Genomic DNA, 12,489 nt, shown 5'->3' with positions numbered 1-12,489 from the left:
GGTATAAGAAAGCGTAATGAATACACAACAACTGGCAAAACTGCGTTCAATCGTGCCCGAGATGCGTCGCGTCCGGCACATTCACTTTGTCGGCATCGGCGGTGCTGGCATGGGCGGTATTGCCGAAGTGTTAGCGAATGAAGGCTACCATATTAGCGGTTCTGATCTGGCGCCTAACCCGGTAACCCAAAATCTGATCAATCTGGGCGCAACGATTTACTTCAACCACCGCCCGGAAAACGTGACGGATGCCAGTGTCGTCGTGGTCTCCAGTGCGGTTTCTCAGGATAACCCTGAGCTGGTTGCGGCACGCGAGCAACGTATCCCGGTGATTCGTCGCGCTGAGATGCTGGCAGAACTGATGCGCTTTCGTCATGGCATTGCGATCGCCGGAACGCACGGCAAAACCACGACAACGGCGATGGTCTCCAGCATTTATGCCGAAGGTGGCCTGGATCCGACCTTCGTTAACGGTGGATTGGTGAAAGCGGCGGGCACGCATGCGCGTCTGGGCAGCAGCCGTTATCTGATCGCCGAGGCGGATGAGAGCGATGCGTCCTTCCTGCATCTGCAGCCGATGGTTGCCGTCGTGACCAATATCGAAGCCGATCATATGGACACGTATCAGGGTGATTTCGAAAACCTGAAGCAGACGTTTATCAATTTTCTGCACAACCTGCCCTTCTATGGCCGTGCGGTGATGTGCGTTGATGATGCGGTGATTCGCGACTTGTTACCGCGTGTAGGACGTCAGATTACGACCTATGGTTTCAGCGAGGATGCGGACTTCCGCATTGAAGATTTTGAACAGCGTGGCGCTCAGGTGCATTTCAACCTGATTCGTCAGGACAAGGCACCACTCGCGATCACGCTGAATGCGCCGGGACGGCATAACGCGTTGAATGCGGCGGCAGCGGTTGCGGTTGCCAGCGAAGAAGGCATTGAAGACAGCGCGATTCTGGCTGCGCTGGAGAGCTTCCAGGGAACCGGCCGTCGTTTCGATCAGTTGGGCGAGTTTGCTACCGAACCGGTCAACGGCACACCTGGCACGGCTATGCTGGTTGATGATTATGGCCATCACCCAACGGAAGTGGATGCCACCATTAAAGCGGCGCGCGCAGGCTGGCCGGATAAAAAACTGGCGATGGTCTTTCAGCCGCACCGGTATACCCGCACGCGCGACCTGTTTGACGATTTTGCTAACGTGCTGTCACAGGTCGACGTTTTACTGATGCTGGATGTGTATGCCGCCGGCGAAACGCCGATTCCGGGTGCTGACAGCCGTGCGCTGTGTCGTGCAATCCGCAACCGCGGTAAAGTCGACCCCATTCTGGTGCCGGAGCATGATGCGTTAGTCGAGATGCTGGCGCCGTTATTATCAGGTAACGATCTGATTCTGGTTCAGGGCGCAGGCAACGTCGGGAAAGTGGCGCGTAAACTGGCGGAATGCAAACTGCAGCCAGAGCGCAAAGTGGAGGGCCGTCATGTCTAAAGTGGCTGTTTTGATGGGTGGCACCTCAGCCGAACGCGAGGTCTCCCTGATGTCCGGGGCTGCCGTACTGGCCGGTTTACGTGAAGCGGGCATTGATGCGCACGGTATTGATACACGCGAGCAGTCTGTACTGGATCTGAAAGCGCAGGGCTTCGACAAAGCCTTTATCGCGCTGCATGGTCGCGGTGGCGAAGACGGCACGCTTCAGGCCGTGCTTGAATTCCTGCAACTGCCTTATACCGGCAGCGGGGTCATGGCGTCGGCGGTGACCATGGATAAGCTGCGTACCAAATTACTGTGGCAGGGCAGGGGACTGCCGGCAGGTAAGTTTGTCTGGATGACCCGTGCACAGATGCAGTCGGGTCTGGACGCCGCGACAGCGGCGGCGATTGCCGCACTGGGCTTCCCTCTGTTTGTTAAACCGAGCAGTGAAGGATCCAGCGTTGGCATCAGCCGGGTTAATCAGCAGGGTGATCTGCTGGCCGCGCTGGAAGAGGCATTTCGTCACGACGATAACGTGCTTATCGAGGCGTTTCTGAGTGGTGAAGAATATACCGTGGGCATTCTGGGCGATCAGATTCTGCCAGCGATAAAAATAAAGACTGCCAGCGAGTTCTATGACTATGAAGCTAAATACATTTCTGACGATACTCAGTACTTCTGTCCCGCAGGGCTGAGTGCAGAGCGTGAAGCAGAATTACAACAGCTGGTGTGGTCTGCCTGGCAGGCGCTGGGATGTCAGGGTTGGGGTCGTGTCGATGTGATGACCGATGGTGAGGGCCGCTTTCAGTTACTGGAAGCCAATACTTCCCCGGGCATGACCAGCCACAGCTTAGTGCCGATGGCAGCAAAGCAGGCGGGACTGACCTTTTCTCAACTGGTCGTACGCATTCTGGAACTGGCCGACTGATATGTCACAGGCGGCGATGAATGTACGCAATCGTGAGGCGCAGGAGCGGGCACGCACCGGCCGCAGTAACGGTGCCCGGCTGTTTGGCATCGTCTTTCTGCTGATGGTAATGGGCATAATGATTGCGGGTGGATTAGTGGTGCTGAAGTGGATGAATGATGCATCCCGCTTACCCCTGTCGAAACTGGTGGTCACCGGTGAGTTGCATTACACCACCCACGACGACATCCGCCAGGCGATTTTATCCCTGGGGCCACCCGGCACCTTTATGTCGCAGGATGTGAACATTATCCAGCAGCAGATTGAACGGTTGCCGTGGATTAAACAGGTCAGTGTGCGCAAACAGTGGCCTGATGAACTGAAGATTCATCTGGTTGAGTACACGCCGGTGGCACGCTGGAACGACGCGCATATGGTGGACAGCGACGGCGTGTCATTTAGCGTACCGGCCAATCATATGGGCAAAGAAACGTTGCCCATGTTGTATGGGCCAGAAGGCAGTGAAAAAGAGGTCCTGGCAGGCTATCACAGTATGGATGATGTGCTGAAGGCCAGGAAGTTTACCCTGAAGGTGGCGTCGATGACGGCACGACGTTCATGGCAGCTGGTGACCAGTGACGATGTACGTATCGAACTGGGCCGTACCGATACCATGAAGCGTCTGAATCGTTTTATTGAGCTTTATCCGGTGTTGCAGCAACAAGGCGAGAATGAACACAAGCGCATCAACTCCGTTGATTTACGCTATGACTCTGGCGCCTCCGTTGGCTGGACACCGATAGTGATGGAGCCACAGGACAGTAATCAGCAACAAAACCAGGCACAGGCTAAACAACAATGATCAAGGCAACGGACAGAAAACTGGTAGTTGGACTCGAAATCGGCACTGCGAAAGTCGCCGCCCTGGTTGGGGAAATTCTGCCCGATGGTATGGTCAATATTATTGGGGTCGGCAGTTGTCCGTCCCGCGGTATGGATAAAGGTGGCGTTAACGATCTTGAGTCGGTGGTGAAATGCGTACAGCGCGCCATTGATCAGGCTGAGTTGATGGCGGATTGCCAGATTTCCTCCGTCTACCTTGCATTATCGGGCAAACATATCAGCTGCCAGAACGAAATCGGGATGGTTCCGATTTCAGAAGAGGAAGTGACTCAGGATGATGTAGAGAATGTGGTGCACACGGCAAAGTCTGTGCGCGTTCGTGACGAGCATCGCATTCTGCACGTTATTCCTCAGGAATATGCCATCGATTACCAGGAAGGCATTAAGAACCCGGTCGGCCTTTCCGGTGTACGTATGCAGGCGAAAGTCCATTTGATCACCTGTCACAATGATATGGCGAAAAATATTGTTAAAGCCGTTGAACGTTGTGGCCTCAAAGTTGACCAACTGATTTTTGCCGGTCTGGCGTCCAGCTTTGCTGTACTGACCGAAGACGAACGCGAACTGGGTGTTTGCGTGGTGGATATCGGGGGCGGCACAATGGATATCGCCGTCTATACTGGCGGTGCACTGCGCCACACGAAGGTCATTCCCTATGCGGGCAATGTAGTTACCAGCGATATTGCGTACGCCTTTGGCACGCCGCCTACCGATGCGGAAGCGATTAAAGTCCGGCATGGTTGCGCGCTGGGATCGATTGTTGGAAAAGATGAGAACGTTGAAGTGCCGAGCGTTGGCGGACGTCCGCCACGGAGCTTACAGCGTCAGACGCTGGCTGAGGTAATTGAGCCGCGTTACACCGAACTTTTAAATCTGGTCAATGACGAGATTTTGCAGCTGCAAGAGCAGCTTCGCCAGCAGGGAGTGAAACACCATCTTGCTGCGGGGATTGTATTAACCGGCGGCGCGGCGCAGATTGAAGGTCTGGCCGCCTGCGCGCAGCGCGTATTCCATACGCAGGTGCGCATTGGACAGCCGCTGAACATTACTGGCCTGACGGACTACGCGCAGGAGTCTTACTATTCCACGGCGGTAGGGCTGTTGCATTACGGCAAAGAGTCACACATGAACGGTGACGCAGAGGCGGAAAAGCGGGTTTCAGTCGGCAACTGGTTTAAACGAATCAATAGTTGGTTAAAAAAAGAGTTTTAATTTTTGTAAAAGGGGATCATGCTGTTTTCTTTTGTGATCTCCAGGCGACAGGCACATAACGGAGAGAAATCATGTTTGAACCTATGGAATTAACCAATGACGCGGTGATTAAAGTCATCGGCGTCGGCGGTGGCGGCGGCAACGCCGTAGAGCACATGGTACGCGAGCGTATCGAAGGTGTGGAATTCTTCGCTGTTAACACCGACGCCCAGGCGTTGCGTAAAACAGCGGTCGGCCAGACCATCCAGATTGGTAATAACATTACCAAAGGGCTGGGTGCGGGTGCGAACCCGGAAGTGGGCCGTAACTCTGCAGAGGAAGATCGCGAAGCACTGCGTTCTGCGCTGGAAGGGGCAGACATGGTGTTCATCGCAGCGGGAATGGGTGGCGGTACCGGTACCGGTGCAGCGCCTGTTGTAGCTGAAGTGGCGAAAGATTTAGGTATTCTGACCGTTGCGGTCGTGACCAAGCCTTTCAACTTCGAAGGCAAGAAGCGCATGGCGTTTGCCGAGCAGGGGATCGCAGAGCTGTCTAAGCACGTCGATTCACTGATCACCATTCCTAACGACAAGCTGTTAAAAGTGCTTGGGCGCGGCATTTCGCTGCTCGACGCTTTTGGCGCAGCCAACGACGTACTGAAAGGCGCAGTGCAGGGTATCGCTGAACTGATTACCCGCCCTGGCCTGATGAACGTCGACTTTGCTGACGTGCGTACCGTCATGTCAGAAATGGGTTATGCCATGATGGGCTCTGGCGTGGCATGCGGTGAAGATCGTGCGGAAGAAGCTGCTGAGATGGCGATTTCCAGCCCACTGCTGGAAGATATCGACCTGTCTGGTGCGCGTGGCGTGCTGGTCAACATCACGGCGGGCTTTGACCTGCGTCTGGATGAGTTCGAAACCGTGGGTAATACCATCCGCGCCTTCGCCTCAGACAACGCCACCGTGGTTATCGGTACCTCTCTGGATCCAGAAATGAACGATGAACTGCGCGTCACCGTGGTGGCAACCGGTATTGGTATGGACAAGCGTCCTGAAATCACGCTGGTCACCAACAAACCGGCCAGCCAGCCAGTGATGGATCACCGTTACCAGCAGCACGGTATGTCGCCGCTGCCGCAGGAGCAGAAACCTGCAGCGAAAGTGGTGAACGATCAGAATGCGCAATCGAACAAAGAGCCAGATTACCTTGATATCCCGGCGTTTTTGCGTAAGCAGGCCGACTAGGAATAACCTTATAATTGGGTTTTCCCGCTCTTTGTGCTAAAGTGTTCGCCCGCTGGTAACGTATACTGGCGGTCGGAAAGTAATATTGCGAGATAATTACGATGATCAAACAAAGGACATTAAAACGTATTGTTCAGGCGACAGGTGTCGGTTTACATACCGGCAAGAAAGTCAGCCTGACGTTGCGCCCTGCACCGGCTAATACCGGGGTCATCTATCGTCGCACCGACTTGAATCCCCCGGTTGATTTTCCGGCTGATGCAAAATACGTGCGCGACACCATGCTGAGTACCTGCCTGGTGAATGATGAAGGCGTGCGTATTTCGACAGTTGAACACTTAAATGCCGCACTGGCGGGCCTGGGCATCGACAACATTATTGTGGAAGTCGATGCACCTGAAATCCCGATTATGGATGGCAGCGCAGCGCCTTTTATCTATCTGCTGATGGATGCAGGTATCGAGCAGCTCAGTAGCGCCAAGAAGTTTGTGCGCGTTAAGCAAACCGTGCGTGTTGAAGATGGTGATAAATGGGCGGAAATTAAACCGTATAACGGTTTTTCGCTTGATTTCACTATTGATTTCAAACACCCGGCTATCGATGCCAGCTCTCAGCGTTACCAGATGAAATTTTCTGCCGAAGCGTTTGTTCGTCAGATTAGCCGTGCACGCACCTTTGGCTTCATGCATGAAATCGAATATCTGCAGTCTAAAGGCCTGTGCCTGGGCGGTAGTTTAGATTGTGCGATAGGCCTTGATGATTTCCGCGTGCTTAATGAAGAAGGTCTGCGTTTTGAAGACGAGTTTGTCCGTCACAAAATGCTGGACGCTATCGGCGATCTGTTTATGTGTGGCCATAACATTATCGGCGCGTTTACCGCGTACAAATCGGGCCATGCATTGAACAACAAACTGCTGCAGGCCGTTTTGGCTAAGCAGGAAGCCTGGGAATGGGCGACCTTCGAAGACGAAGCTGAATTGCCACTGGCGTTTAAAGCACCAAATCTGGTTCTGGCTTAATTCCTGATCAGAACGTAAAAACGGCTGGTTGCGCTGACACTCTCTCCGGTCAGTCGCTCCGGCCGTTTTTTATTGCCCCGCCCTCGCTCTCTGTGTGTTGCGACACTCTTCACATGCTAAAGCAAACAATTGCTGAATTGCTGCACAATCAGGTGCGATTTCTTCCGTTGTCGCTTTAAACGCAGGTGTCGGCACGCCACATTAGTGTTACTATCTCTGGCGCTTTTACAGGCTGCATGCTGCTGAAAACAGCAGTGAATAATGAAATTGTTATGCGCAATGGAACAATTGTGATCGGAATCCTTCTACGCTGGCGACAAATAGGTAGACGCTATTTCTGGCCTCATTTCCTGCTAGGAATGGTGGCGGCCAGTCTCGGCTTGCCGGCGTGTGCGCAAACAGCGGAACTTAACACCGGATCCGAATCCTCAGCCAGCAGCCTGTTCATCGGCAATGCCGTTCGTTTCGATCATCTTATTCGTCTTCAGGAAGCCTCGCGACGTCCCAGTTTTACGGTTGACTACTGGCACCAGCATGCCATTCGCACGGTTATCCGCCACCTCTCTTTCACGCTGACGCCGCAGTCTCAGGCGGAAGAGCAGGTACATCCGCTGGCCGCGCAAAAGCTGGCGTTAATCGATTCACTTCATGCCTTATTGACCTCCCAGACAGCACAGACATACGACGCCTTTGGTTTGTCTCTGCTGCCTGTGTCTGACGCGCCTGCCCTGACGCGAGCAGCCTGGCATGGCAAAGTGCACGGTATCCGTGCTGGCCCCGCTTCATTGTTCTGCTAATCACTTTCATTACACCCTTTTAGATTTCGCAGTCCGACGATTCGGCTGAATTGAGAATATATTTATTATGTTAATCAAAATGTTAACCAAGGTTTTTGGTAGCAGCAATGATCGTACTTTGCGCCGCATGCGTAAAACCGTTGATATCATCAACAAGATGGAACCGGATTTTGAAAAGCTCTCTGATGAAGAACTGAAAGCGAAAACGGAACTGTTCCGTGAGCGCCTGAAAAAAGGCGAGTCGCTGGAGAGTTTACTTCCGGAAGCCTTTGCAACCGTGCGTGAAGCCAGTAAACGCGTCTTTGGCATGCGTCACTTTGATGTCCAGCTGATTGGCGGTATGGTACTCAACAACCGCTGTATTGCTGAGATGCGTACCGGTGAAGGTAAAACGCTTACGGCAACGCTGCCAGCCTACCTGAATGCCCTGACCGGTAAAGGCGTTCATGTTGTTACCGTCAACGATTACCTGGCCCAGCGTGATGCGGAAAATAACCGCCCGTTGTTTGAATTTCTTGGTCTGAGTGTCGGTATCAACATGTCAGGTCTGCCTTCCGTTGCCAAACGTGAAGCCTATGCAGCGGACATCACTTACGGTACGAACAACGAATATGGCTTCGACTATCTGCGCGACAACATGGCGTTCAGCCCTGAAGAGCGCGTACAGCGTAAACTGCACTATGCGCTGGTGGATGAGGTCGACTCCATCCTCATTGACGAAGCGCGAACGCCACTGATCATCTCAGGTCCGGCAGAAGACAGCTCTGAACTCTATACCAAAGTGAACAAAATCATTCCTCACCTGATCCGTCAGGAAAAAGAAGATTCTGACCACTTCCAGGGTGAAGGCGATTTCTGGGTTGACGAGAAAGCGCGTCAGGCGCACATGACCGAGCGCGGCCTGGTGAAAGTCGAAGAGCTGCTGGTGAGCCAGGGCATTATGGTGGAAGGTGAATCCCTCTATTCACCGACGAATATCATGCTGATGCATCACGTGACGGCTGCGCTGCGTGCACATGCGCTGTTCACGCGCGATGTTGATTACATCGTTAAAGATGGCGAAGTCATCATTGTCGATGAGCATACCGGTCGTACCATGCAAGGACGTCGCTGGTCTGATGGTCTGCATCAGGCCGTTGAAGCCAAAGAAGGCGTTGAAATCCAGAACGAAAACCAGACGCTGGCATCGATCACCTTCCAGAACTACTTCCGCCTCTATGAAAAGCTGGCCGGTATGACGGGTACGGCTGATACAGAAGCGTTTGAGTTCAGCTCCATCTACAAGCTCGATACCATCGTTGTGCCAACCAACCGTCCGATGGTGCGTAAAGATCTGGCCGATCTGGTCTACATGACAGAGAAAGAGAAGATCGATGCCATTATTGAGGATATTCGCGAACGTACCGCGAAAGGGCAACCGGTACTGGTAGGTACGATTTCGATCGAGAAGTCAGAAGTTGTATCAAACGAGCTGACACGCGCAGGCATTAAGCACAATGTTCTGAACGCCAAATTCCACGCCCGCGAAGCGGATATTGTTGCTCAGGCTGGTCAGCCGGGTGCCGTGACCATCGCCACCAACATGGCGGGCCGTGGTACCGATATTATGCTGGGCGGTAGCTGGCATGCCGAAGTCGCTGAGCTGCAGGATCCGACTGAAGAGCAGATCGAGGCGATTAAAGCGGCCTGGCAGGTTCGTCACGATGCCGTGCTGGCGTCAGGTGGCTTACATATCGTCGGTACGGAACGCCATGAATCGCGTCGTATTGACAACCAGCTGCGCGGTCGTGCGGGTCGTCAGGGGGACGCGGGTTCTTCACGTTTCTACCTGTCAATGGAAGATGCGCTGATGCGTATTTTTGCCTCTGATCGTGTTTCTAACATGATGCGCAAGCTGGGAATGAAGCCGGGCGAGGCCATTGAGCACCCGTGGGTAACCAAAGCGATTGCCAACGCACAGCGTAAAGTGGAAAGCCGTAACTTCGATATTCGTAAGCAACTGCTGGAATACGATGATGTGGCGAATGACCAACGCCGCGCGATCTATAGCCAGCGTAATGAGCTGCTGGATGTTTCTGATGTCTCCGATACCATCAACAGTATTCGCGAAGACGTCTATAAATCGATTATCGACAGCTACATTCCACCGCAGTCACTGGAAGAAATGTGGGATGTACCGGGACTGGAAGAGCGCCTGCGTAACGATTTCGATCTGGATCTGCCAATCAGTGAATGGCTGGATAAAGAACCGGACCTGCATGAAGAGACGCTGCGTGAGCGCATTATGAAACACGCTGCCGATAGCTATGCGGCGAAAGAAGAGATCGTGGGCGCGGAGATGATGCGTAACTTTGAGAAAGGCGTGATGCTGCAAACGCTGGACTCCCTGTGGAAAGAGCACCTGGCGGCAATGGATTATCTGCGTCAGGGCATCCACTTACGTGGCTACGCGCAGAAAGATCCGAAGCAGGAATATAAACGTGAATCGTTTGCCATGTTTGCCGCCATGCTTGAAACGCTGAAGTATGAAGTCATCAGCACACTGAGCAAGGTGCAGGTGCGAATGCCAGAAGAAGTGGAAGCGATGGAGCAGCAACGTCGCGAAGAGGCAGAGCGTCTGGCGCAGCAGCAGCATCTCAGCCATGTCAGCGAAGATGTGCTGGCGGCCGAGTCGCTTGCCCAGCAGGGCGGCGAGCGTAAAGTCGGACGTAACGATCCTTGCCCATGCGGTTCAGGTAAGAAATACAAACAGTGTCATGGTCGCCTGGCCTGATAACGTATTGACTGAAAAGGAGCCTCTGGCTCCTTTTTTTTGGCTTTTTGTCCGCTGAACGATGGCGCGGTTAACAACCCGCTTAACATGTTTTAGAATCAGCGCTCATTCACCCACTCTTCAGGATACCTTCATGAAGCACCTGCAGGTTGCCGTCGGCATTATCCGCAATGCCGATAAACACATTTTTCTTGCCCAGCGTGCGGCTTCCTCCTACATGGCCAATAAGTGGGAATTTCCCGGCGGTAAAATTGAAGCGGGTGAAAGCCCTGAGCAGGGTTTAGTGCGCGAACTGCTCGAAGAAACCGGCATTGAGGTGACTGATGCCCGCGCCATTAGCATCAAAGATCATACCTATGACGATCTGCGTGTGACGCTGCATTTTTTCCTGGTCGAAGGCTGGAAAGGTGAACCCTGGGGCAAAGAGGGGCAGCCACAGCGTTGGGTCGAACAGCGGGCGCTGATCGCTGAAGAATTTCCGGCGGCAAATCATGAACTGATAGCGCGTCTGGTGGCGGGCGAACTGTAACAGGGTGGGGCATTATGCCCCACCGCGTGACTTAGCGTTCTTCTTCACTCCAGTTGTCACTGTCGTTCAACTCATCGCTGCTGGGTATGCGCTTTTCTTCCGCAGCCCATTCGCCAAGGTCAATTAACTGACAACGTTTGCTGCAAAACGGCCGCCACGGGCTCAGTTCATCCCAGATAACCGTTTTACCGCACTGCGGACAGTTAACGGTCATAATTTCTTCCTGCATGTTCACCTCTAACAACAGGCCAGTTGGAAGTTGAGGCGCGCAGGGACTTCACCGCGCTCACTGTCCAGTGGCATAAAACGTATCGCAAAACGGCTCTTATGACCGGATACCTGAGGATAAAGTGCGTCCTCTATGTCCAGTTGCAGACGCAGAAGATCGGCGCCTTCGGCATTATCCTGATAAAAACCGTTCAGACTGGTTTGTAAACGGTAAGTGCCCGACTGACGGATTAAATCGAGCAACATGGCCAGTGTGCTGTGCAGCGGTATCAGGGTTTCCATCCAGCTTGTCACCTGCGCATCACGTGTTGTCTGCGGCAGATGCAGCCAGATGTGCAGACCAGGCAGATCGAAACTGCAGCACCCGCCCGGAATACTGAGCCGCTGACGAACCAGAGCAATCAGACGATCTTCCCTCAGTTGCTGCCCCATACGTGGCGCACTGTTAAGCAGAACAGATTGTGCTTTTAGTTTGTCGCGCAATGCATCCACCACGGACATATCGACGCCGGGCACATCTGCCCACGCGCGCAGTTTGGTTTGCTGACGCTCAAGCTCTTTCAGCAATTCGGTGCGCATGTCGCCGCGTTCAAAGATATCCAGCAGTTCGCCGATCAGACGAAAAAAAGTCAGTGCCGTGGCGGTATTTTCCAATGGCGTAACCTGATGCAACTGATCGATCAGGAATTCGACACGCAGCCAGGTGCGCATTTTTTCATTCAGTGGATGTTCAAACAGAACGACTGTACTCATGGATTAATCCTGTTTCGCTGCCGCAAGCTTCAGATAACGCTGATGAAGTCTGGCAACCTGGGGTAGCGCATTTTCAGGCGCGCCACTGTTATCAATAATATCATCGGCACAGGCGAGGCGCTGTTGGCGCGTCGCCTGTGCCGCAAGAATGCGTTTAGCCTGCTCAGGAGAAACGTTGTCGCGTGCGAGCGTACGTTTCAGCTGTGTTTCTTCATCGGTGTCGATAACCAAAACCCGATCGGCCTGATGCTGGAGCTGGTTTTCAACCAGCAACGGCACGACCCACAGGACATAAGGTGAGGTCGCCTGCGCTTTAAGCTGCTGTGTGCGGGCGTTAATCAGGGGATGAAGCAGCGCGTTTAGCCAGTTTTTTTCATCAGGTGCCGCAAAAATAATCTCTCTTAATCGCGCACGTTGCAGTGTTCCCTGATCGGTCAGAATACTGTCACCATAGCGTGCAACAATCGCCTGCAGAGCAGGCGTGCCCGGCTCGACGACCTCGCGGGCAATGACATCAGCGTCAATGATCGTCACGCCTTCTGCAGCAAAGTACGCGGCAATAGTGCTCTTGCCGCTGCCAATGCCACCGGTCAGCGCCACCGTGTAGGGCGTATCTCTCACTCTCACTCTCATAGTCGTTCAGTCACAGGTAAGCCAAAGCGTTACGA

The 12,489-nt window shown here is 53.5% G+C and carries 12 protein-coding genes; 9 read left to right on the top strand and 3 right to left on the bottom strand.

The genetic code is table 11. The features are described from left to right. Positions 1–16 precede the first annotated feature (16 nt). From murC to mutT, 9 genes are all read left to right on the top strand, one after another. Positions 17–1,492, top strand: coding sequence for a UDP-N-acetylmuramate--L-alanine ligase (gene murC / locus GC087_RS19145; protein ID WP_006117678.1), 1,476 nt, complete (start codon positions 17–19; stop codon positions 1,490–1,492). Beyond that, the gene (locus tag GC087_RS19140; protein ID WP_133745529.1) at positions 1,485–2,402 is read left to right on the top strand and encodes a D-alanine--D-alanine ligase; all 918 of its coding nucleotides are present in this window, start codon (positions 1,485–1,487) and stop codon (positions 2,400–2,402) included. The genes murC and GC087_RS19140 overlap by 8 nt, the downstream gene beginning before the upstream one ends. A gap of 1 nt (position 2,403) precedes the next feature. Then, a complete protein-coding gene (gene ftsQ, locus GC087_RS19135; protein WP_054634500.1) occupies positions 2,404–3,243 on the top strand; it encodes a cell division protein FtsQ in 840 nt (279 codons plus the stop codon). Next, entirely contained in the window at positions 3,240–4,496 is a 1,257-nt protein-coding gene (ftsA, locus tag GC087_RS19130; RefSeq protein WP_006117681.1) for a cell division protein FtsA, read from the top strand. Before ftsQ ends, ftsA begins: the two co-directional genes overlap by 4 nt. Positions 4,497–4,567: 71 nt before the next feature. After that, on the top strand, positions 4,568–5,722 hold the full coding sequence (gene ftsZ, locus GC087_RS19125; RefSeq protein ID WP_006117682.1) for a cell division protein FtsZ: 1,155 nt from the start codon (positions 4,568–4,570) through the stop codon (positions 5,720–5,722). A 101-nt stretch (positions 5,723–5,823) separates the two neighbouring features. Then, positions 5,824–6,741 (top strand): UDP-3-O-acyl-N-acetylglucosamine deacetylase, encoded by a 918-nt coding sequence (gene lpxC, locus GC087_RS19120; protein ID WP_033740259.1) that lies wholly within the window; start codon positions 5,824–5,826, stop codon positions 6,739–6,741. Between the two features lie 290 nt (positions 6,742–7,031). Continuing rightward, the gene (secM, locus tag GC087_RS19115) at positions 7,032–7,538 is read left to right on the top strand and encodes a secA translation cis-regulator SecM (RefSeq protein WP_233255760.1); all 507 of its coding nucleotides are present in this window, start codon (positions 7,032–7,034) and stop codon (positions 7,536–7,538) included. A 67-nt stretch (positions 7,539–7,605) separates the two neighbouring features. Then, positions 7,606–10,311, top strand: coding sequence for a preprotein translocase subunit SecA (gene secA / locus GC087_RS19110; protein WP_033740260.1), 2,706 nt, complete (start codon positions 7,606–7,608; stop codon positions 10,309–10,311). A gap of 133 nt (positions 10,312–10,444) precedes the next feature. Further along, positions 10,445–10,840, top strand: coding sequence for an 8-oxo-dGTP diphosphatase MutT (mutT, locus tag GC087_RS19105; protein ID WP_324029058.1), 396 nt, complete (start codon positions 10,445–10,447; stop codon positions 10,838–10,840). 31 nt (positions 10,841–10,871) lie between these two features. Here the strand turns inward: mutT and yacG are convergent, their stop codons facing one another. The 3 genes from yacG to coaE are packed head-to-tail and all read right to left on the bottom strand — an operon-like array spanning position 10,872 to position 12,454. Next, positions 10,872–11,069, bottom strand: coding sequence for a DNA gyrase inhibitor YacG (yacG, locus tag GC087_RS19100; protein WP_006117687.1), 198 nt, complete (start codon positions 11,067–11,069; stop codon positions 10,872–10,874). Positions 11,070–11,077: 8 nt separating this feature from the next. Further along, positions 11,078–11,821: a cell division protein ZapD gene (gene zapD / locus GC087_RS19095; RefSeq protein WP_006117688.1), complete on the bottom strand. Its 744-nt coding sequence runs from the start codon at positions 11,819–11,821 to the stop codon at positions 11,078–11,080. A gap of 3 nt (positions 11,822–11,824) precedes the next feature. Continuing rightward, entirely contained in the window at positions 11,825–12,454 is a 630-nt protein-coding gene (gene coaE / locus GC087_RS19090; RefSeq protein ID WP_324029056.1) for a dephospho-CoA kinase, read from the bottom strand. Positions 12,455–12,489: the final 35 nt, after the last annotated feature.

This window comes from Pantoea sp. JZ2, assembly GCF_035191405.1.
GTDB classification, from domain to species: Bacteria; Pseudomonadota; Gammaproteobacteria; order Enterobacterales; family Enterobacteriaceae; genus Pantoea; species Pantoea stewartii.
The sequence above is the reverse complement of the archived record's forward strand: the minus strand, read 5'-3'. Positions and strand labels throughout refer to the sequence as shown.